This is a genomic window from Pseudomonas sp. M30-35 (assembly GCF_002163625.1).
Classification (GTDB): domain Bacteria; phylum Pseudomonadota; class Gammaproteobacteria; order Pseudomonadales; family Pseudomonadaceae; genus Aquipseudomonas.
Genome location: NZ_CP020892.1, coordinates 1,553,079 through 1,574,932, shown reverse-complemented (window position 1 = coordinate 1,574,932; position 21,854 = coordinate 1,553,079). Strand labels below are relative to the sequence as shown.

General features: G+C 55.1%; 18 protein-coding genes, 3 tRNA genes and 1 pseudogene. 12 read left to right on the top strand and 10 right to left on the bottom strand.

The window, feature by feature from the left end:
• Window positions 1-106 precede the first annotated feature (106 nt).
• The 3 genes from B9K09_RS07320 (at window position 107) to B9K09_RS07310 (ending at window position 3,855) form a co-directional block, all read left to right on the top strand.
• On the top strand, window positions 107-2,878 hold the full coding sequence (locus B9K09_RS07320; protein WP_087519024.1) for a response regulator: 2,772 nt from the start codon (window positions 107-109) through the stop codon (window positions 2,876-2,878).
• A 138-nt stretch (window positions 2,879-3,016) separates the two neighbouring features.
• Window positions 3,017-3,448, top strand: a complete 432-nt coding sequence (locus B9K09_RS07315) for a hypothetical protein (RefSeq protein WP_087516184.1) — start codon at window positions 3,017-3,019, stop codon at window positions 3,446-3,448.
• Between the two features lie 2 nt (window positions 3,449-3,450).
• The gene (locus B9K09_RS07310; protein WP_087516183.1) at window positions 3,451-3,855 is read left to right on the top strand and encodes an META domain-containing protein; all 405 of its coding nucleotides are present in this window, start codon (window positions 3,451-3,453) and stop codon (window positions 3,853-3,855) included.
• 49 nt (window positions 3,856-3,904) lie between these two features.
• On the opposite strand, the gene dinB is transcribed toward B9K09_RS07310, so the two are convergent.
• The 4 genes from dinB to B9K09_RS07290 all read right to left on the bottom strand — a co-directional run bounded on the left by dinB (window position 3,905) and on the right by B9K09_RS07290 (window position 7,856).
• Entirely contained in the window at window positions 3,905-4,972 is a 1,068-nt protein-coding gene (gene dinB, locus B9K09_RS07305) for a DNA polymerase IV (protein WP_087516182.1), read from the bottom strand.
• A gap of 58 nt (window positions 4,973-5,030) precedes the next feature.
• Entirely contained in the window at window positions 5,031-5,558 is a 528-nt protein-coding gene (locus tag B9K09_RS07300; protein WP_087516181.1) for a DUF3087 family protein, read from the bottom strand.
• Window positions 5,559-5,689: 131 nt separating this feature from the next.
• Complete coding sequence (locus B9K09_RS07295) at window positions 5,690-6,991, bottom strand: SLC13 family permease (RefSeq protein WP_087516180.1); 1,302 nt, start codon at window positions 6,989-6,991, stop codon at window positions 5,690-5,692.
• 31 nt (window positions 6,992-7,022) lie between these two features.
• Complete coding sequence (locus tag B9K09_RS07290; RefSeq protein ID WP_087516179.1) at window positions 7,023-7,856, bottom strand: amidohydrolase; 834 nt, start codon at window positions 7,854-7,856, stop codon at window positions 7,023-7,025.
• Window positions 7,857-8,031: 175 nt separating this feature from the next.
• Here B9K09_RS07290 and B9K09_RS07285 point away from each other — a divergent pair, with 175 nt between their 5' ends.
• The 4 genes from B9K09_RS07285 to B9K09_RS07265 all read left to right on the top strand — a co-directional run bounded on the left by B9K09_RS07285 (window position 8,032) and on the right by B9K09_RS07265 (window position 9,845).
• Complete coding sequence (locus B9K09_RS07285) at window positions 8,032-8,769, top strand: GntR family transcriptional regulator (RefSeq protein ID WP_087516178.1); 738 nt, start codon at window positions 8,032-8,034, stop codon at window positions 8,767-8,769.
• Window positions 8,770-9,241: 472 nt separating this feature from the next.
• A tRNA-Met gene (locus B9K09_RS07275) sits at window positions 9,242-9,318 on the top strand.
• A 120-nt stretch (window positions 9,319-9,438) separates the two neighbouring features.
• Window positions 9,439-9,515: transfer RNA gene (locus tag B9K09_RS07270), tRNA-Met, on the top strand.
• A 253-nt stretch (window positions 9,516-9,768) separates the two neighbouring features.
• A tRNA-Met gene (locus B9K09_RS07265) sits at window positions 9,769-9,845 on the top strand.
• A gap of 192 nt (window positions 9,846-10,037) precedes the next feature.
• Here B9K09_RS07265 and moaA read toward each other — a convergent pair.
• On the bottom strand, window positions 10,038-11,030 hold the full coding sequence (moaA, locus tag B9K09_RS07260) for a GTP 3',8-cyclase MoaA (RefSeq protein WP_087516176.1): 993 nt from the start codon (window positions 11,028-11,030) through the stop codon (window positions 10,038-10,040).
• A gap of 437 nt (window positions 11,031-11,467) precedes the next feature.
• Here moaA and B9K09_RS07255 point away from each other — a divergent pair, with 437 nt between their 5' ends.
• Window positions 11,468-12,022: a cytochrome b gene (locus B9K09_RS07255; RefSeq protein WP_087516175.1), complete on the top strand. Its 555-nt coding sequence runs from the start codon at window positions 11,468-11,470 to the stop codon at window positions 12,020-12,022.
• Window positions 12,023-12,106: 84 nt separating this feature from the next.
• Here B9K09_RS07255 and B9K09_RS07250 read toward each other — a convergent pair whose 3' ends face one another.
• Window positions 12,107-12,589 (bottom strand): VOC family protein, encoded by a 483-nt coding sequence (locus B9K09_RS07250; RefSeq protein ID WP_087516174.1) that lies wholly within the window; start codon window positions 12,587-12,589, stop codon window positions 12,107-12,109.
• Window positions 12,590-12,767: 178 nt separating this feature from the next.
• On the opposite strand from B9K09_RS07250, the gene B9K09_RS07245 reads away from it, so the two are divergent.
• Complete coding sequence (locus B9K09_RS07245; RefSeq protein WP_087516173.1) at window positions 12,768-12,944, top strand: DUF2274 domain-containing protein; 177 nt, start codon at window positions 12,768-12,770, stop codon at window positions 12,942-12,944.
• Window positions 12,945-12,949: 5 nt separating this feature from the next.
• On the opposite strand, the gene B9K09_RS07240 is transcribed toward B9K09_RS07245, so the two are convergent.
• Window positions 12,950-14,122 (bottom strand): multidrug effflux MFS transporter, encoded by a 1,173-nt coding sequence (locus tag B9K09_RS07240; RefSeq protein ID WP_087516172.1) that lies wholly within the window; start codon window positions 14,120-14,122, stop codon window positions 12,950-12,952.
• 146 nt (window positions 14,123-14,268) lie between these two features.
• On the opposite strand from B9K09_RS07240, the gene B9K09_RS07235 reads away from it, so the two are divergent.
• The gene (locus B9K09_RS07235; RefSeq protein ID WP_087516171.1) at window positions 14,269-15,138 is read left to right on the top strand and encodes a LysR family transcriptional regulator; all 870 of its coding nucleotides are present in this window, start codon (window positions 14,269-14,271) and stop codon (window positions 15,136-15,138) included.
• A 42-nt stretch (window positions 15,139-15,180) separates the two neighbouring features.
• Window positions 15,181-15,478: pseudogene (locus tag B9K09_RS07230) on the top strand (transposase); the annotation flags it as partial.
• 146 nt (window positions 15,479-15,624) lie between these two features.
• On the opposite strand, the gene estP reads toward B9K09_RS07230, so the two are convergent.
• Entirely contained in the window at window positions 15,625-17,535 is a 1,911-nt protein-coding gene (gene estP / locus B9K09_RS07225) for an esterase EstP (RefSeq protein ID WP_087516170.1), read from the bottom strand.
• A 24-nt stretch (window positions 17,536-17,559) separates the two neighbouring features.
• Here estP and B9K09_RS07220 point away from each other — a divergent pair, with 24 nt between their 5' ends.
• On the top strand, window positions 17,560-17,763 hold the full coding sequence (locus B9K09_RS07220; RefSeq protein ID WP_087516169.1) for a hypothetical protein: 204 nt from the start codon (window positions 17,560-17,562) through the stop codon (window positions 17,761-17,763).
• 30 nt (window positions 17,764-17,793) lie between these two features.
• Here the strand turns inward: B9K09_RS07220 and B9K09_RS07215 are convergent, their stop codons facing one another.
• On the bottom strand, window positions 17,794-19,467 hold the full coding sequence (locus B9K09_RS07215; protein WP_087516168.1) for a sulfatase: 1,674 nt from the start codon (window positions 19,465-19,467) through the stop codon (window positions 17,794-17,796).
• A 100-nt stretch (window positions 19,468-19,567) separates the two neighbouring features.
• Complete coding sequence (locus B9K09_RS07210; RefSeq protein WP_218191986.1) at window positions 19,568-21,787, bottom strand: glycoside hydrolase family 3 C-terminal domain-containing protein; 2,220 nt, start codon at window positions 21,785-21,787, stop codon at window positions 19,568-19,570.
• Between the last annotated feature and the right edge of the window lie 67 nt (window positions 21,788-21,854).

Here is a 21,854-nt window from a genome sequence, read left to right as displayed (position 1 = left end):
AAGCACGCCAACCGCTAGCCTGCTTTGTTATAAGAACCTGCAGTAGCCTATTGTTGGATCGAGCGCAAACGGTAAACTGCGCAGTCATAATCAGAGAGGAATGTGCGTGTTCAAGGACCTAGGCATAAAAGGCCGCGTGTTGATATTGACGCTGTTGCCGACCAGCCTGCTGGCATTCCTGCTCGGCGGATACTTCATCTGGGCACAGCTCTCAAGCCTACAGGGCCAGTTACTGCAGCGCGGCGAGATGATTGCCGAACAACTGGCACCGCTAAGCGCCCCTGCCTTTCTGCGTGGCGATATCAGCGTACTCCAGCGCATTGCGACTCAATCCCTTGAACAACAGGATGTTCGAGCAGTCAGTCTGCTCAATAAAGATAAAGTCCTGCTGGTCCATGCTGGACCGAGCATGCTTAACCCGATGCCGACCACTGGCAGTGGCACTGAAAAGCTCACGGCCAAGCACTCAGACGAAGACGCCACACGCTTTTTACTTCCAGTGTTTGAGCATCATTTGAACTTAACTGGCGAGCCCGTACATCAAAGCAGTGACAACCTGGTCGGCTGGGTGGAGCTTGAGCTATCGCATCACGCCACCCTGATCAGCGGTTATCGCAGCCTGGTTACCAGCTTATTACTGGTGGTAAGTGGTCTCGTGGTCACAGCTCTGCTCGCATTGCGGATGAGCCACTCAATCAATGACCCCTTGCGCCGGGTTAAAGAGAGCGTGGCACAGCTTAAGGAAGGCAAGCTCGAAACACGCTTACCGCCGCTCGGCAGCCAAGAGCTGGACGAACTTGCATCAGGCATCAATCGCATGGCCGAAGCCCTGCAAAATGCTCAGGAAGAACTACAGCACAGCATTGATCAGACGACCGAGGACGTTCGCCAAAACCTCGAAACCATTGAAATCCAGAACATCGAGCTGGATTTCGCACGTAAAGAAGCACTTGAAGCCAGCCGCATAAAATCCGAGTTCCTGGCCAATATGAGCCATGAAATCCGCACGCCGCTAAACGGCATTCTGGGCTTCACCAACCTATTGCAAAAGAGTGAGCTGAGTCCTCGCCAACAGGATTACCTCAGCACCATTGAAAAATCGGCAGACAACCTGCTTGGGATTATCAACGAGATCCTTGATTTCTCGAAGATCGAGGCCGGTAAACTGGTGCTTGAAAACATCCCCTTCAACCTGCGCGAGCTTATTCAAGACACCCTGACAATTCTGGCGCCAACCGCCCATGAGAAGCACCTTGAGCTGCTTAGTCTGGTCTATCGCGACACGCCACTGTCATTGCTGGGTGATCCGCTGCGCCTCAAGCAAATCCTGACCAATCTGGTTAATAACGCGATCAAGTTCACCCGCGAAGGCAGTATTGTCGTACGCGTTATGCTTGAAGACGAAAGCGACAGTCGCGCGCAAATACGCATTAGCGTGCAGGACAGCGGCATTGGTCTTTCCGACGACGACTTGCGCTTGCTCTTCCAAGCCTTCAGTCAAGCCGACAATTCGCTTTCCCGTCAGGCCGGAGGTACCGGTTTGGGCCTAGCGATTTCGAAACGCCTGGTCGAACAAATGGGTGGCGAAATTGGCGTTGACAGTTCTCCTGGCGAAGGCTCGGAGTTTTGGATCAGCCTGAGCCTGCCTAAAGCACGCGCAGATGTCGAAGATCTGCCACGCCCGCCACTACTTGGCCGTAATGTAGCGATCATGGAAGGCCATGATCTGTCGCGCCAGGTCCTGCAGCACCAACTCGAAGATTGTGGGCTGAATGTCAGCCCATTTAGTGAGCCAGACAGCCTGCTTGAAGCGGTTAAAAGCTCACACAACAGTTCTCAGCCAATTGGCATTGTGGTCATGGGCTTGACATTCCGCGAGCTGCCGCCAGAAAAGCTCGCTCCCTACATCCGCCAACTGGAGCAAATGTCCTGCAAGTTTATCGTGCTCTGCCCGACCACCGAGCAAGCGCTATATCACAGTGCCCTACCCGACGCTTATACCCAGCTACATGCCAAACCTGCGTGCACCCGCAAGCTGCAACGCTCTTTGAGCGAGATGGTCAGCCCGCGTCAGCAACGCTTGATAGCTGAAGCCCCGGAACTGGTTCGCCCCCCACGAATTCTTTGCGTAGACGACAATCCTGCCAATCTACTTTTAGTGCAAACCCTGCTTGAAGATATGGGTGCCAAGGTCAACATTGCCAAAGATGGTTACGAAGCGCTGGGAAAAGCCAAGAATGACCGCTTTGACATGATCTTAATGGATGTACAAATGCCGGGCATGGATGGTCGTGAAACCACCGAGGCGATTCGCCTCTGGGAAACCGAACAAAACAAAAGTGCGGTGCCGATTGTCGCCCTTACAGCCCATGCACTGTCCAATGAAAAGCGCACCCTGTTGCAAAGCGGCATGGATGACTACCTGACCAAGCCAATCAGTGAACCGCAACTGGCTCAAGTAGTGCTCAAATGGACTGGCTTGTCACTGCGTGCACTTATGCCTGAGCCTGTAGAAGACAGCATGCGCCCAGACATAGACCTCAACCACATCAGCACCCTGGATACCGAAGAAGGCCTACGCTTGGCCGCAGGCAAAGCTGACTTGGCCGCTGAGATGCTCAACATGCTTTTGGCTGGCTTACCGACCGACCTGCAAGCAATACGTCAGGCTCGCCAGTCAGGCAATAACACGCTTTTAATCGAACGTGTACACCGTTTGCATGGCGCCACCCGCTACTGCGGAGTACCACAATTGCGAGCGACCTGCCTGCGTAGCGAGACGCTACTCAAGCAGGATGATCCAATGGCCCCCAAAGCGCTGGATCAACTCGAAGCGGCCATCGAGCGCCTGATGTTCGAGACCCAAGCCAACGTTTAACGGCTGCACGCTCGCGCCAAGACAGGTAGCGAGCACCGGCAGAGCCGTGTTCTTGTGCTATAAACAGTGAGTTTCAGGCCACACAGTAATCAGGTTTAGGCCGCTGCGTGATAGCATTCGCGCGAATTTGGAGGAACCATGGCCGAACACGATTTTCGCTACAGCTTGCTCAACCCTGAGCACACCTTAATTGAATGCCGAGCAATGGCGCCCGGGCGTTATCAAGTCACTGGCAACGGTGGCTCAATCAAAAGCGCCGACAGCCTGATTGTCACCCTCAAAGGCAGCCGTGATCTAAGCATGCGCCTGCAAGTTGAGAAAGTGCGCCACCTGATCAATCCTCCAGGCCAGTGGGTTGCAGTTGCTATCGGCCCGGTATTTAAAGAGCTGGCCATTCATCAATGGCAGGTCACTTGTGACAGCTGCGCCAAGCAAATTGACGTCGAATTTGCGGTTGATAGCGCACTTGGCAAAAAGGCTCAGGCACTTGCCGCTCATCAGCGGGTCAATGAACTAGGGTGGCTAAGTGAGAACGAGCGCCACACGTGCCCGCAATGTCAGAAGGAATGACGATGAAAGCATTACTCGCCATCAGCCTAATCAGTGCCAGCCTAGTGGGTTGTGCGACCGACGCGATGAAAATTGAAACAGATCAAACCTACCAAGTTGAATGGATTGGCGAACGCCCGCTGATCGACTACAGCCACTTGACCATTACCCTCGGCAGTGACGGCCGTGCTTATGGCAATGCAGGCTGCAACCACTGGTTTGCCAGCTATACACTTGAAGGCGACAACATTAGCTTCGAGCAAGCTGGCAGCACCCGCAAAATGTGTGCCCCTGCCCTTATGGAGCAAGAAGCTCGCTTCCTCCAGAGCCTGCCGGGTATCACGCGCTGGGACTTCTCGCCAACCAATCAGCTGCGCCTATGGCCTAGTGAAGGTAAACCGCTGCGCTTGTGGCCAGTCACTGATTGATAGCCCCATTCAATACCGCAACACCGGGATGGCTTGAGCTGTTTGAGTGCTAGCGTTCAAACAGCTCAAGCTGCTCATGCTGCCCACGCAAATCGTGCAAGCGCACCCCTACCCCTAAAAGGCGCACCGCCTTGTTACCGCGTGAAAAAGCTGCACTCATCAGCAGTTTATAGCTGTCCAGATCACGGCGCGCGCCCGCTTGTTCAAGCGTGGTCTGGGTAAAGTCATGAAACTTGATTTTTACGAACGGCTTATCCGCTCTGTAGCTGCTATCGAGTCGAGCCATGCGCCGATCAAGCTCGTGCAGTAAATCGGGCAGCTGCTCCAGACAAGCCGCTAAATCTGGCAAGTCCTTATCGTAGGTATTCTCAACGCTGACCGATTGGCGACGACTGTCAGTTTGTACTGCGCGCTCATCGATCCCTCGCGCCAAATTCCACAAGCGCTCACCAAAACTACCGAACTCGCGTATCAGCCCGAGCTTGTCCCACTCGCGCAGTTCACTGCACTTTTGAATGCCCAGGCGTGCCAGCTTAGCGGCAGTCACTTTGCCAACCCCATGCAGCTTGGCCACCGCGAGATCAGCCACAAAGCCATCGACTTGATCTGGGGTAATCACGAACAAACCGTTGGGTTTTTTCCAGTCACTGGCGATCTTGGCCAAAAACTTATTGGGTGCCACCCCTGCAGAAACAGTGATATGCAGCTCTGACGAGACCCGTCGCCGGATATCTTGGGCGATACGCGTCGCGCTGCCTGCAAAGTGCAGGCTGTCAGTCACATCAAGAAAAGCCTCATCCAACGACAAAGGCTCAATCAGGTCAGTGTAATCGCGAAATATGGCGTGTATCTCACGTGAAACGGCTTTATATGCATCCATCCGCGGCCTGACGATCAGCAAGTCTGGGCACAGCTTTTGCGCATGCCCGGAAGCCATGGCAGAACGCACACCGTAAGCACGCGCCTCATAATTGCAGGTCGCAATTACACCGCGTCGATCAGCCGTACCGCCCACTGCCAATGGCTTGCCCGCCAAGCTGGGGTCATCACGCATCTCAATGGCTGCATAAAAACAGTCACAATCAACGTGGATTATTTTGCGCTTAGTGGTAGCCAATTAGATCATGCGTCCGCGGAGTACGGCTGTAGCTGGGATTGCGCTATTTAGTCATGCATCAAGCCCGGCGTTCAAGCTGCTTGATCCACTCAGGGTCGAATGTTGTCTGCTCAAGCGGAATATCCAGCGCCTGCATTTTCTGTTGATGCTGGTCCATCTGCGCAAGCATCTGCACGTGCTCGCTGGAGTTGCCATCCAACTGGTGCATCTGGCTAACGCCCAAATGATAGAAACGCAGTATTTTCATACTCAGAGGGTCCTCAACCTTAACCCCCGCAGTGACGTGATGCATGACATTGGTGACGCGCATCAGATTACGCTTGAGCTGCCAGCCATACACCGCAGCGGCCATCCACGGCTGCGACCAGAACACGCTACGCACCAACCCAATAGTGAGTAACAGCGCAACAACCACCCCGGCAACATTGAGGCTGAGGTTATCACCACCCGGCTGCCCCAAAAGGTTTACTGCAAGTGTTGAGCACAGCAGCGTCAACACGAGGAAGCTGACAGCGACCAGCAGCGTACTGCGACGGGTTTGCTGTCGGTAAACCAGTGGGTCAAGCGGTTTGATTGCGAACGCCACCAGCGGGCTCCTTCCTGAAATTCGATTGACCATCATTATCACCCGAGAACGCAGACATCGGTACGCGTTGTTGAGCGAATTGCCAATCGAATAAACAACAAAGCCCGCCGGGACGAACCAGCGGGTAACGCTTAGTAAACCACCGTAAGGACAATATTGAAGAGCAGCGCTACCGCAAAACCAAGCGGCGCAGCACGAAATAACAGCTTGGGGAAAAACTCGGAACGACTCTGTTCGGTGGGACATGACCCCAGCAACAGGCTGCCGCCAGAGGAAAATGGCGAGATTGAAGTAGCTTGTGCCCCGACCACAATACACACGAATATCACCAGCGGATCTATGCCCAGCGAAGCTGCAATCGGCGGCACAATCGGGAACAGCGCAGGTGTTACGACGCCGAGTGTGCTGGCAAACAACGACATCAATGCTGCGACAACACCGAACGCTACCGGCACCATAACGGGAGGGATGGAAGTACCGATCCATGACGCCAGCAGATCAATAGTGCCAGCCTTGATTGCGATGGCGATCAACATGCCAACGCCGCAAATCATCACCAGCGTAGCCCAGGGCACCGTCGCCATGGCCTTGCGTTCATCGCCCAGCTTGAGCAACAACGCGATAACTGCAAACACACTGGCGATCAAGCCAATGTCCATTTTCGAGTTAATGAAGCCGACAGTTTGATTCTCAGGCAGAAAGATCTGTGCGATCGGGGCGATCAACACCAAAGCCATCATCAGCACCGTCAGCATTAACGTGGTTTTCTGTTGCTTGTTCAGCGGGCTTGGCTCAGAGACCGTGTAAGTAGAGCTTTGCATTAGCTTTTTATGCCCGGTAAACAGCACAAAACCGGTAATCACGATCAACGGAATAACAAAAGTACTGATAAAAATACCGAAGCTATTAATAAACGCCGTGTTTTCGGCAATACCGGAATTAGTCATCAGGCTGCGGAAGATAATCCCGCTCTGACTCGAGACAAAATTGGCACCACCCAATGCCCCGTAATTCACCGCCATCGCCCCGAGAATCAAACTCATTCGAGTACGCTCACAAAGCATCAAGGTAAGCGGTGCCATAAACGCCAAGACTGTGTAATAGCCCGCACCTAAAGCGGCAATCAATGCCGAGGTCAGAAATACCGCGTAGGGCAATAAGTGCGGGAATTTACGGCAGCTATAAAGCAAGTGCTCAGCCAGCTTTTCGAGCGTGCCGTTAACAATCGCAAAGCTGTAAAAAAGACACACAGAGAAGATGATAAAGAACATCTTCAGCGGCCACATTTTGATCACATCAGAGGGGCTCAACCCCATCACAAAGCAACCAATCAAGTAAGCAAAGGCAATCGCAAACAAGCCAATATTGATCTTGGTTTTGTAGCCCAAAGCTATGGAAATCACGATAGCCGCGATGACAATCAAACTCATCATTTTCTAACCCGCCTATTATTTTTGTAATGCGTTAAATATTGTTCGCAAATTTGAAAAGTCGTGCGGGGTTTTCGAGCAGGACTTTTTGCCAATCCTGAGGATCCGGCAGTAGTGCCTGAACGCCCTGAAACTGCTCGGTGTAGTTCGTCGAGTTCTCGAATTGGGTATGTGGCCAGTCGCTTCCCCAAAGCATGCGGTCGACGCCGCCACTCGCACTGCGCAGCACTTCAAACGTGCTCGCGGCTTGCTTCGCGGTTAACTGGCTGCGATAAGGCGCCGATAACTTGAGCCAAAGCCGCTGATTCGCGAGCAACTCGAGAAAGGCTTTATGGCTCGCATGCCCTGGATTAATTCCGCCAGGGGGTAAACCAAAGTGGTCAATGACCACATTGACCCCAGTGCTCAGAATCGCCGGCAGAATCTGCGCCAAGTCATCAATGCTGCGCTGTATCTCAACCGACCATTGGCGCACGGCAACTCGCTGAAAAAAAACCTGCCAGAGATCAGCCGAGTAATCTTCCAGCGCCTGTCCCACCAAATTTAAACGGACCCCGGTTACGCCAGATGCTGCCAAGTGATCCAATTCATCAGCACCAATGCTCGGCAAAACTACGGCAACCCCACGCAGGCGTTCTGGGTATTTATTCAGTGCGGCGAGCATGAAACTGTTATCGGTGCCGAGAAAGCTTGGTTGCACCAGCACCCCGTGTGACAAGCAACAACTGTCGAGCAAACTCAAATATTGCTCAACCAGTGCGTCGTAATCGGGGTTATAGCGCCGGCCACTAGCCAACGGTAGCTCGCGATTGAAAATATGCGCGTGCGTGTCGATACCGGTGATGCGTGGCAGTTGCGAAGGAGTCATAGGGCATTACCTTGGCCGATCATTCTTAAGGTGCCGTCGTAGGCATATTTTTATTTAATCATATATTCATATAGATGACTGAATGACCATATATTCAAGCCCATTAACTGTCAATAAAGCTCACAGCCGTTGGTCAGTGCTAAAGTAGATTCAGAAAAATCGTATGGATGTATGTATGAATGCCTTAACCCTTGGCTCAGATCAGCGTTTACCGCTTTATCAAAGGCTCCGCGACGAAATGCTGGCAAAAATATCGTCAGGCGAGTGGCGTCCTGGCGAGCCAATCCCGACAGAGGCTGAACTCACCAAGGTCTATAGCGTGGCGATTGGGACGGTCAGAAAAGCCGTCGACACACTGGTAATTGATGGATTGTTGCAGCGCAGCCAAGGGCGTGGGACTTTCGTGCGCCGGCCTGACTTCAACTCGTCGTTCTTTCGTTTCTTCCGTCAGGTAAACAGTTCGGGGGAGCATCAGGTTCCGCAGAGTCGAATTGTTTCGCTCTGCCTTGAACAAGCTCCTGAAGCAGTGGTTGAGGCGTTAAAGCTCGACACAGCAGATGCAGTCATCCGCATGCAACGCATCAGGATGGCAGATGGACGCGCTGTTTTCAGTGAGGATATCTGGCTGCCAGCCTCACGCTTCGCCAAGCTACTTGAAGTAGACCCACACAATTTTGGCAACCTGCTCTACCCTTTCTATGAGGAGCAGTGCGGGCAGTTGGTGGCTTCGGCCAAAGAGACATTGACCGTTGAGCCGGGCGACGCGCTAACCAGTGCAGCGCTCGGCGTCGACGCAGGAATGCCGATTGTAGTTATTGAGCGAATTGCCCTGAGCTACGACAACACCCCGCTTGAGTACCGTATCTCCAGGGGCGCGGCCGACACCTTTCGTTATCAGATCGAAATCTCATAAAAGCCGCTGCAGCGGCTATTGGGCAGCTGCTTTCGCAGGCTCAGCCGGAGCGGAGTCTTTTTCCTCTGGCTTATCCATATAGGCCTGGATCACCAAAATAACAATCAGCATAAAAGCGGCGATTGGCAGTAGCTTGGGTTTAGCTGCCAACTCAGCACCGCATGCTGAACATTTTTTGTCGGCTGCCTGGACCGCAACACCACAGGCTTTACATTTATGTGCCATGACTACCTCGCTAAAATCGTCACGGACTCTATCGCAACACCCGCCTCAACAGCTAGGCCATTGTAATAAGCCGATAAATATCTATTTTTATTACAGTCCGATGAACTGACATCAAATCCCGCAAAGCGGCTGCATACAAGGGCTGAGGCCCGAGCCAGGCCACCAAAATCGCTAAGCGATTGAAGAAACAACAGTTTTTTCTGAAGTTGGTGGTTGACCGCAGCGTATCAGGCGATAGAATGGCGACCGCGGGATGGAGCAGTCTGGTAGCTCGTCGGGCTCATAACCCGAAGGTCGTCGGTTCAAATCCGGCTCCCGCAACCAAACATTTAAAGGTCACTCAATTGAGTGGCCTTTTTTGTTTCTGTGCCATTTTCAATTTAAGTAATTGATTAAAAAGCAGAAATAGATTGACAGCATCACTCATCTATATAGAATAGCCGGCGCGGGATGGAGCAGTCTGGTAGCTCGTCGGGCTCATAACCCGAAGGTCGTCGGTTCAAATCCGGCTCCCGCAACCAGATTCATGCATGAGGCCTCGACAGTGAAAACTGTCGGGGCCTTTTGCTGTCCGCCTTGTTTTATACCCCTACCCGAGCCAGTCGTGCTCTCGCTCTATTCCTGCATTTGCCTAGCCATTGAAATACCAAGCTGGACATCCGCTATTCTCAGGCACCCTCGCAATTGCCACTGATTTACCTAAGCGACTGAACAGAAAACAGTTTTATTTCAGATTAGGTTTGACACTGAGCCTCAGACAGATAGAATGGCGGCCGCGGGATGGAGCAGTCTGGTAGCTCGTCGGGCTCATAACCCGAAGGTCGTCGGTTCAAATCCGGCTCCCGCAACCAAACATTTAAAGGTCACTCAATTGAGTGGCCTTTTTTGTGTCTGCATTTTGGTGAATCCACCGGCGAGCGAGACACCCCCCAGGATATTTATATACTCCTGAGTGCCTGCACCCTTCCCCGGCTTGGCAGCAACCCAGACCCAGAAAACCAGAAAGGCCGCGATTGCGGCCTTTCTGGTAAAAGTCTCTGACTTTAGCCGCCAGTCGCGTTCATAAAGCGCACCACTTGAATCTGATCATCGTGGCTGAACTCGTGGCGCTCAGGTTTGCGCTGCAGGCCTGCGCCAACGGCATCCAATAATGGCTGGTCGGTTTCAGGATAACGACGTAACAGCGCGCGTAAATCCACCGAGTTTTCATGACCCAGACAAAGCAACAAGCGCCCTTCCACCGTCAAGCGCACGCGGTTACAGGTGGCGCAGAAGTTATGTGAGTGCGGCGAGATAAAACCAACGCGGCTTTTGCCATGCCCTTCCAACCGTATATACCGGGCCGGGCCACCGCTTTGCTCGGCGCTGTCGATAATTGCGTAACGCTGGGCAATCAGTTCACGCACTTGATCGCTGGAGAAAAAACTCTCGCCACGTGAGCGCCCCACATCCCCCAATGGCATTTCTTCGATAAAGGTAATGTCCAACTCTCGCGCCATGGCGAACTCGACCAGATCCAATACCTCATCGGCATTGCGCCCGGCCATTGCCACGGTGTTGAGCTTGATGCTCTCAAAGCCCGCATCACGTGCCGCCTCAATCCCATCCAGTACCTGCTTCAACTCGCCCGTGCGGGTAATGGCGCGAAATTTATCGGCCTGCAAACTATCCAGACTGATATTCAGACGTTTGACCCCTGCCTCAGCAAGCGGCTTGGCCAATTTAACCAACTGCGAGCCATTGGTGGTCATCACCAACTCACGCAAACCCGGTAGCGCCGAAATTTGCGCGCACAGGTCGACAATGCCTTTGCGCACCAACGGCTCACCACCCGTGAGACGGATTTTCTTCACCCCCTGGCCGACAAACAAAGCCGCCAGCCGATAAAGCTCTTCGAGCGAGAGGATTTGCTGGCGCGGCAGGAAAGTCATTTCCTCGGCCATACAGTACACACAGCGAAAATCACAGCGATCGGTCACTGACATACGCAGGTAGTCAATACGACGACCGAATCCGTCCTGCAAATTACTGTGCATGCCTGACTCCTTTATTCAGTAATACCTTGGGCCAACCGCTGCATACACAAGAGCCTCTTGCTGAGTGACTCAGTGCATTCTGTCGCTTGCCGAACAGCGGATTAACGCAGACTACTTGATAACTATAGTGTCTATCGATCAGTTATACCGACTAACCCGAGAGCAGTCAGCACCCTTGCCGAAAATCAGTACTAGGAGTGACGCTATCAGACATGTAGCAGCCAGCAAATGAATAACAGACAGCCAGTAGCCTAGTTTGAGGGAGGATCTGACGCCGGGGCACAGGCTATGGGCAACTCTATCGAGAGGTTAAATGATCTAAATCAAGCCTCGTGCTTAAATACTTGCGCATCGCCAGCGGTTTCAAAGATGTTCAGTAATACTTAAGATTCAACTTTTACTATTAGCACCCTATCTAACCGTTACGAGCCTAGACAATGACTTGGAAAAACAATGAACACCGCTATGGAAGCCTGTCTATAAGCCTGCACTGGCTAATGGTCCTTCTGTTTATCGGGGTCTATGCCTGCATCGAGCTCAAAGGTAACTTCCCCAAAGGTAGCGACACCAGGGAGCTGCTCAAGCAATGGCACTTCATGCTTGGTTTGTCAGTTTTTGCTCTGGTCTGGCTTCGCTTGCTGGCACGCTTGGTCGCTCCGACACCTAAAATCGTACCGGCAATCCCGCAGTGGCAAGCGATACCTGCTCAGCTTATGCATTTAGCTCTTTATGCCTTGATGATAGGGGCACCCTTTGCTGGCTGGATCATCCTGAGCGCAGCAGGCAAACCAATCCCGTTCTTCGGCATGGAACTACCGGCCTTGGTAGGCAAAAATCCAGACTTAGCCAAAGAAGTGAAATACTGGCACGAGCTAGCTGGCACGACGGGCTATTGGCTGATTGGTTTGCATGCCGTGGCCGGTATTGCTCACCACTATTTTCTGCGCGACAACACCCTCACGCGCATGTTGCCGCAACGCGGTCAGCAATAACCACACACCGCCAACTGGCCCGGCCGGAGTTGCTCTGTGCCGGGCGCAACTTACAGGCAATTGGAATTCTGAGCCGCCAGCCGGCTAATTGCCCGCTAGCGCAGCTTCGATCTTGGCAATGTCTATTTTGCCCATCTGCATCATGGCTTCGAACGCGCGTTTCGCCGCAGCAGGATCAGGATTGGCTATCGCCTCGGACAATACACGTGGGGTGATTTGCCATGAAAGTCCCCACTTATCCTTACACCAGCCACAGACGTTTTCCTGACCGCCATTTCCAACAATTGCATTCCATAAGCGATCCGTCTCAGCCTGGTCGTCGGTGGCAACCTGAAACGAGAACGCCTCGCTATGCGTCACTCCCGCGCCACCATTAAGACCGAGACACGCAACGCCCATCACCGTGAATGCAACAGTCAGGACATCGCCCTGCTTACCTGCCGGATAATCCCCGGGTGCACGATAAACAGTGCCTACGGCGCTATCCACGAACGTCTCGGCATAGAACCTCGCTGCCTCCAACGCGTCGCCGTTATACCAAATACAAACGGTATTCTTGCTAATCATCCTGGCTCTCCAGCTGATATCTGAGACAGATATTCTAGTCAACGCCTGCCAGTGATCTGCTCTAATTCCAGACAATGCGATAACTGGCGTGCGATGGTTTTCCACATGCCACATTGGATACCGCAGTGACTCAAGTGATGGGGATATGGGATAGCCTGCGTATTGTTGCCGTCGACCAATGCCCCGGCAGTTCAAACTGACCTTTGCCTGTCCCGCGAGCCTGAAAACCGACCTCGACCGCTACGCCGCTCTGCATACACAGACCTATGGCGAGACGGTCGATGCTGTGACGCTGATTCCGCATATGCTAGAGGCGTTCATCGCCGGGGATCGGGGCTTCAAGGGGCGTACCTGATAGCTTCAATCCAAACCCGTCCGGCGCCCAGCCCATGGCAGACAGGTGGACAGTGCGATCAGCCCGAGCACCAGCACGGCGCCGCTAAGCACGCCAAGGCCAGTACCGAAGGCTGCACTGACACCCATCGCCACCAGCGCGGCGCTGCCGATCTGACAGAACCCTACTAGTCCCGACGCAGTGGCCGCATGCCCGTGCTCGCTGGCAATGGCCCCGGAAACGGCCAGCGACAGCGACGAACCATTAGCGAGACTGACCAAGCACATCGGCAGCACCACAGCGGCCGCGCCATGTAGCCCCAGTGCCTCCACGGCTAGGAATGCCACGCCTCCAAGCACGAAGCACATGATGCCGGCAGAAAGAATACGGTCGTAGGGCCAACGATCAAGCAACCGCTTGGCAAGCAGGTTGGCACCGATGATGCCAGCTGTCAGCGGCAGGTACAGCCAGCCGCTTTGTTCCTCACTCAAACCTTGGCGCGCGAAAAGAAACGGCGATTGGGTCAAGTAGACGAACCAAGCGCAATAGATCGTGCAGACCACCAATGTATAGCGGCGAAAAGTTCGGTCGCGCAAAACATGACTGAAGCCAGCAAAGGGAGAGGTCCGAGTACGGGCAGCAATGGGTAGCGTTTCCGGTAGCAGCGTCATCACCATCAGTAGTGCCACGACACCGAACGCGGCGACGAACAGGAAGTCTGACCGCCAGCCGAAGGCCGCTGCCAAATGCCCACCTATGGCCGGTGCTAGGGCTGGCGACAGCGACACCAGCGGATAGATCACCGCATAGACCTTGGCAGAGGTGCGCTTGTCGCAGGTGTCTGCGATCAGGGCGCGGCCAATAACAAGGCCCGCAGCTGCACCGACTGCCTCCAGCATTCGCCACGCAAGAAATCCGTTGTAAGTGGTTGAGGTCGCACAACCCACCGAGCCAACGATGTACAGCGCGATGCCGGCCAGCAGTACGGGCTTGCGGCCATTGCGGTCAGATAGTGGCCCGTAGGCCAACTGGGCAATTGCCAGTGCCAGCAGGTAGAACGAGATGGTCTGCGGCATTTGCCAATCAGCGACGCCGAACTCCGTGGTCATGCTCGGCATGGCGGGCAAATAAACGTCCGAAGCAATCAGGCCGAAGGCACTCAGCATGGCGACGGTTAGAATGAACGGTAAGCGAGGCATGGTAGCTCCCGACAGCCAAGGTGGGCTGACTGCGCGTCAAAGGTCCAAAAGGGATGAACGCCATGTTACGGAGGTACTTTTCATGTGAAAATGCACGAAATAGCAGCCTCTGGCTGCATATTTGCAGCATTGGCAATGAGGCAGTGATGAACTGGGACGACGTGCGGATATTCCTAGCCATTCAAAGCGCCGGCACCTTACGCGGGGCCGCGCAGCGACTGGCCATCGACCAGACAACGGTGGGCCGGCGCCTGACCGGACTGGAGCGGGCGCTTGGCAGCCGGTTATTTCTGCGTACCACGGGTGGCTTGGTGCTGACCGACACCGGCAAGCAAGTGCTACGCATGGCCGAGGACATGGAGCGCATGGCCGTCTCCTTCCAGCGCCGCGGCGAAGGTGCCGACGCGCGCGTGGCTGGAGAAGTGCGCGTGACCACCACCGATTCGTTGGCGGTGGACTTCGTGATTCCGGCCATTGAACGCCTTCGCGCCAGCCATCCCGAGGTACGGGTGATCTTGAGCACCACGACGCGGCTGCTCGACCTGGCGCGGCGGGAGGCCGACATTGCTGTACGCACCCTGCGTCCGGAGCAACCGGACTTGATCGTTCGCCAACTCGGCTGCTGGGAGGTTGGGCTGTACGCAACCCGAGGCTATCTGGCCAAGTATGGTCAACCGCAGCCCGGAAAAGGCTTTGCGAACCACGACATTGCGCTCTACCAGGAGGGTGTGACCGGCCGGCAGAACGACACGCTGGCGGGTGAATCCAGGGCACAGGGTCGCGTGGTTGCCGAACTGGATTCGAGTCTGATGCTTACGACCTTCGTGCGTGCCGGCTTGGCCATAGGCGAATTACCCGAGTACCAGGCCCGGCGCAATCCTGAGCTGATGCGGTTATGGCCGGAGCACCGGCGGGCCAAACCCTACGAGGCGTGGCTGGTGTTGCACCAAGACTTGGCGCACACAGCCAGAGTTCGTGTCGTCGTGGAGGCAATCGCATCGGCTTTCGCCGACTGAACGTCAGGCATGGACAAGCCATGCATTTGCTTTGCAGACTAGAAAGCCAGCTTCGAGAAAAGCATCACTGAAGCTGGTTGCACGGCCCACGTCCATCGCAAGTTTTTCGATCTGCACGTCGCAAACAAAAGCCAGTTTGCAGAACAAGCGCTGCACTTGATCGGCAGTTTGTACGAAGCTGAACGCCAAGCGCGAGACATGGTGGGTGAGGATCGTTGGCGAATACGACAGGAAAAGGACGACATCAATAATCAAGGGACTGCATTAAGAGATGAAGGCCCAGCGAGATTCGGTTCCCAACGGATCCGCAACGGCCAAAGCTCTGGATTACAGCTTAAAAGAACAGTGGCCTCGGCGTGGACTGGGCTCGACACTGGATACGATGAACCGGCTTAACCACATTGCCTGAACCGCCATATACGGAACCGTATGTACGGTGGTATGAGTGGGGCGGTGGTTGTGCCATCGCCCCACTCAATCTGCGGTTTAGAAGTCGAGGCTGACTCCGACATTGAGACCCTGTTGAGTGAAGTCGTCGTCCTTGCGGATGTTGTAGTTGGCGCGCAATGCCAGATCCTGGGTGAGCTTGTGGCTGACCCCAAGATCCAGACGGTTCAGGTTGGTCTGCGGGGTATAGCCTTTCAGCGTGTAGTGGTTATCCGGCAAGCTGTTGAGCGCCATGGTCAGCTTCTGGGTATCGTTCTCGTATTCCTTTTCGTGGGCGATTTCGCCGAACACCTGGGTTTCCGGGGTGATCTGATACTTGCCCAGCAGGCCGATGCCCAGGCGTCGCGAAGAGCGTTTCTGATCATCGAAGCTAAGTGCGGTGGAATCGCTGCCGTCCTCGGAGTAACCGTCAACCTTGGTCCGCGCGTAGTCGGCGCTGATGAACGGCGACAGGTACCATGGGCTCCTGGTCTGTTGCGCGATGTTGTAGCCCAAGCGAGCACTGAAGGCCAGAACGCCGCCACTGGTATCGCCCTGTTCCCCGCGCTCGTTGGCACCTAGGTCGAATTTGCGCTTGAGATTGTCGTAGTCCAGATGTCCGGCAGTGGCTGCCGCATCGGCCCACCAGCGACTTTGCTGGTACTGGACGAAGGCAGTGCCCAAATAGGTGTTGAGCTTGTAGTCGGAGTCGTTGCTGCCCGCTGCGAGCTTCTGTCGATAGGTGCCAGCCAGCACCCCCACTCGCCAATCCTCGTTTAGCCGGTAGCTACCGCCGATATTCAGGTTGAAGCCGTTACCATCGGCACTGGCACCACTGCGCTGGCTGCCGAAGTCTTGGTGCTGGCCGCCCGCAGCGACAATGCCACGCCATTGTCCAATGCCCTGCCAGTTCCCCCAGTCGGCTTGCCATTGATTGCGCAGCTCGTCCTGATGAGCGCGCAAGATGCCTTGAGCCATTTCCGGGAGCAAGGTTATTTCCCAAGGTGCCGCCAATAAGGAGTATGCGTAATCGGCTATCAAGTGCTGCCCGGCTTCGGTGGGGTGGACCGCGTCGTAGTAGATCAGCTTGTTCGGCGCCGGTGTTGCGCTGTGAATGCCATAGCGGGCATTTTCCGTACAGCCTTTGCCGCTGAAGCAGGTTGTCATGAGGTTTTGATCGGTTGCCAGGCCGAACTGTGCCGGATTGGAAAAGCCTTCCGTTAAGAGCGCCGGAATGTTGAGAGGAATGACTTCAGCATCGACCGTCTGCAATTGCCGAACCAGTGCGATGTTGAACCGGTTGCTAAGCTGCGAGATAAACGCCTGCAGCGGACTGCCGTTGATCAACGGAGTAAGGCTGAGATCCGGCAGCAGCCAGACCATGATGTAGCGGGCACCTGCCTGTTGCAGGGCTTGCACACTCTCGACCAGGCGACCGGCCGCTGCGTCAGCCTGATCAAGACTGGTGGCACCGCCCTGGTAGAAGTCGTTGGCACCACCCGTCAGGTAGTACAGAGCATGTGGATCGGCGCGAAAATTATTAGACACCAAATAACCGGGGCGGCTACGGTCACCTGCGGTCGAGGTGGTAGTAATCGAATCAAGAATCTGGTCAGTACGATAACCACCGACCGCCCAGTTATTACCATCAGGCAAGCCTTCACTCGCGCGCGTGGCCGAAGTCGAGCCAGCGAGTTGGTCATCCGAGAACCCCAGTTTGGTCCCCAGTATTTGTGGGGCAACGGCGGAATACTCTTCCCCCTGACCATCCAAGTAGACCGGGCCCGTGCGGTTGGTAGCACGATAAGATGCTCCAGCAGGACCGCCGGGATCGGCGACCTGCCCGGAACTGCTTAGGCTATCGCCGAACACGACAAAATTGGAATAGGGCGAAGGCGCTGCGAGCGCCTGAATACAAACCAGAGACAAAAGGCTGCTGGCAAGCAGTACGAGAAACGTCTTACTGATCATGAGCAAATCCGTTTGATATAGGCCATGCCTGAATTGACTGTTGCCGACATGCACAGCCCTTGTAGGAGCGAACTTGCCCGCGAATCGAGGCAAGAGAAAAACATCGCGACCAAGGCCGCTCCTACGGGCTTCACAGTCCCAGCGCTGCAGGCAGCACTTAATTGGGACATAGCCTTTTTTATTGTTGTAGAGAATGAAGCGAAAGCTCCAAAACCTGCCGCGTATTAGCTGCGTATTAGTTGTGCAACCTAATTCCGGCTAACGCTGCGAACGTGTGTCATCTGCAGACGGGAAGTAGATCCGGCCTTCTTGTTCCGCCTTCAGCTTGGCCGGGGTATCTTCAAGCAAGTCGTTGAACCTATCTAAACGGTTAGGCTCAACCAGCCACTGGTCGGGGAAAGGTGCTGCAGCCGGCCCCTCACGATGACGTCGCACCGCTCCACGCGAGAATCGCTCAGTGAACGGCACCACATGTTTGCCATCGGCATTGGCCAATTGCTCGAACAAGGCCTTGCGCAGCACTGTCTTGGTTTCCAGGTGGCGCGGGTCATCGATCAGGTTGTGCATCTCATTGGGATCGCTGGCCAAATCATAGAGTTCCTCGATATCCCAGACACCGTGGTACTGGATGTACTTCATTTTATCGCGCTGGATCGCAAAAGTAGTCGGCGTCATCGGATAGGTCCATTCCCAGTAGTACTCGTAAACGAAGTCCGGTGCCTTCCATTCTTGAGCCGAGATCCGGCCATTGGCGGCCGCCAGCACGCTCAGCCCTTCGAAGTGAGTAGGCGGCTCGACGCCAGCGACATCCAGGAATGTCGGGGCGAGATCCAGATTGCGTACCCTCGAGGGGTTAGTAACACCTGCCGGAACCAGCCCTGGTGCATACACCACCATCGGCACCTTGACCGACCCCTCGTAGGCATTGCGTTTGTCAATCAAACCATGATCGCCGATCAGATAGCCGTTATCGCTGTAAAACACCACCATGGTGTTCTTCTCGAGGTTGTTTCGCTTCAAGTACTCCATGATACGGCCCAGACTATCGTCCACTGGAGACAGCGTGGCGTAGTAGTCCTTCAAGTAGTCGGTCATTTTCACATTTGCGTGATAGAAAAAGTCCAGACCGTGCCAGCTGTTACGCTGGTTTTGCACCCACACCGGTTTGCCAGCCTTGTTCTCGGGCGTATCGGCAGCGCTCTCTGGTAGCTTGAAGGTGGCGTTCTTGTACTGACCTTTGTAGCGTTCCGGCGGTTTAGGGAAGTTATGCACTGCCTTGTGACTGAGATAGAGGAAGAACGGTTTGGAAGGGTCGCGCTCCTGCTCCAGCCAATGCATCGCATAGTCTGTCAGTTCGTCAGTGATATAACCTTTCTGCGGAACCACCTTGCCATCGACATTGAGCGTGTGCACGACTCCCGCCTTCAATGCTGCAGGTGCCAAGAAGTCGGTTGGGAAATAATTACCCTGCCCCTTGAAGCTCACCCACTTGTCGAAACCTGGACGCGGCGCATCGGTTTCGGCACCCATATGCCACTTCCCGATCAGCGCAGTCTGATAACCGGCCTGCTGCAGGTAGCTTGGAAAGAAGGTCAACCCTTCCTCTGACGAATTGTTGTTGTCGATCACCCCATGAGTCCGTGCCGTTTGCCCGGTCAAAATCGTCGCGCGGCTTGGCGAACAAAGCGCCGAAGTAACCACAGAGTTGGAGAAATAAGTCCCGTCCCTGGCTAACTGATCGATGTTCGGAGTCTGTAGCTCCGGCTGCAGGAAGCCCATGCCATCGAAACGCAAATCGTCAACCAGGATGAAGACTATATTGCGTGGTGAAGATTTTCGCTCCGCTTCACTTGCCAGCACAGTTGGACTGACACTAAGCGCGGTAGCGAAGGCAGCGATTGCCGCCCCCAGCAGATGTTTACGCGGTTTCATATTATTCCCTTCTTCCGTCCTGACAGAGTAATAGCGACCGGTAGGATCGCGATGATGCCCTACACTCCTGCGGCCGGCTCACGGCCGGCCACAGGGAGGCTCAATCAGCGAAATGCTGCTCGACCAAGCGAGTTGTCGCCCTCAAGCGTAACGACTCTGCTGACTCGCCCAGCGCCACGCGGTACTCACCCGCCTTGATGTGCCACTGGTTTACGGCTGTATCGAAACGCGCCAGCAGACGCGGATCGGCTTTGACGCTCACTCGACGAGCTTCACCAGGCTCTAGCTCCAGGCGCTCGAAGCCCAGCAGGCGTACCCGCTTGTCGCCAGCCGCATCGGTCAGGTAGAGCTGTGGAACATCGACACCCTTGCGCTTGCCAGTATTGGTGACGGTGAAGTTTGCCGTGATCGTTTTTCCACCACTGACTTCCAGACCCTCAAAGGCGAAGCTGGTGTAGCTAAGACCGTGACCAAAAGCGAAGAGAGGTTTCTCATCCTTCTGGGCGAACCAGCGATAGCCCACTTCGGCCCCTTCGGAATAGTTCACTGTCAGGGGCGTGCCGAACGGCGTACCAAAGCCTGGCAGCTCCGGCCGCGGAGTCTGCGCAATATCGGCCGGGAAAGTGATCGGCAAGTGGCCGGACGGATTGATCTGGCCGGCCAGTACCTCAGCAATCGCCTGACCGCCAGCCTGTCCCGGGTACCAAGCCTCGACAATCGCCTTGACCTTGGTGTGCCAAGGCATGTCCACCGGATTGCCGGTCTGTAGAACAACAACGGTATTGGGGTTAGCGCTAGCAACGGCATCAATCAAAGCGTCCTGGCCAAAAGGCAGAGACAGATCGGGACTGTCGAACCCTTCCGCCTCATGACGCGTGGCGAACAGGACGACCACGTCCGACTGCTTGGCCAGTGCGGCGGCCTCCACCGGGAAAGCGCCAGGATCATAGGTAATAATGGCCTTCGGCATGAGCTTCTGCAGCTTCGCCTTGGGGGCCGAAGGGAAGAAACTCTGCTTGCGCTGGCCCGCCATGATGCCTTCCCCGCCCACGGGAATGACCGCGGCAAAGCCGCCCGGCGGAGTCACCTGGCTCGAACCGGAGCCGGACAGCACACCGGTGTCCGCCAACCCACCTATCACCGCGATACGCATCGGTTTATCGGTCTGCAGCGGCAATACCCCATCATCATTCTTCAGCAGAACGATCCCCTGCCTCGCCACCTCAAGGGCGGTCTGGTTGTGCTGATCCAAATCGATGGGACTGTCTTTGACCGGCTTATCGGCCCCCACTGCGTAGATTGAACGAAGAATTCTTCGCACCATATTCGAGAGGCGCTCATCGGGCAGTTTGCCTTCGGCATGGACAGCCTGGAGCGGTTCGTTGAACCATTCCTTACCCCAAACCAGCTTGTCCAGTTGGGCACCGGACTCCTGGTCGAGGCCCTTGAGAGCATAGGACCAGTCCTGCACAGCTCCCCAGTCGGACATCACCCAACCGTTGTACCCCCAGTCCCGTTTCAACACGCCATTCAACAGATAATCACTACCGCAGGAATATTCGCCGTTGACTTTGTTATAGGCACACATGATCGAGCCAGGCTGGGCCTGTTCGATCGCCATCTGGAAGGCCAGCAGGTCGGATTCCCGATGCGCAGCCTCGTCGATCACAGCATTGAGCCAGTGCCTGTTGGTTTCGTTGCCGTTGAGCGAGAGGTGCTTCAGCATGGAAATAACCCCTTCGCTCTGAGTGCCGTTGACCGTACCTGCGGCAATCCGCGCACTGAGCAGAGGGTCCTCTGAAATGTACTCAAAGTTTCGTCCGTTGCGCGGGTCTCGAGCCAAATTCATGCCGCCGCCCAGCAACACGTTAAAACCCTTGGAGCGAGCCTCTCGCCCCACCAGTGCACCTGCTTCTCGTGCGAGTTCTGGATTGAAGGTCGCCCCCAAGGCGAGCCCCGCCGGCAAAGCAGTCGCCGAATCACCCGGCCTCATGTTATGAGGATTGGTCACCCCCAAGCTGGCATCGGTCATAGCCAACGCAGGGACCCCCAAACGCGGCACGCCTGGCACGTAGCCCGCACCCAACGGGGCCTCGGCGGAAACACGCTTATCCTTCCCTCCGAATACCAAATTGACCGGCATAAGGCTGTAAAGAAGCGAATAGCGCTCCTCGTTAGTCATTTTTTGCTCGACTTCACGGGCGCGCGCATCTGCAGGCGACTCTTGTTGGACCGAATCGGCAAAACCGGCTTGGGCGAACGACATCAACAAGCCTGCTCCTACAGCAAGGCCAGACTTTTTCTTATTTTTCTTCAACATGAACACTCCTATTTTTTGATATATGTTCCTGCGGTGAATGCCACGTCTCGGCGAGCGAGCATCCGAC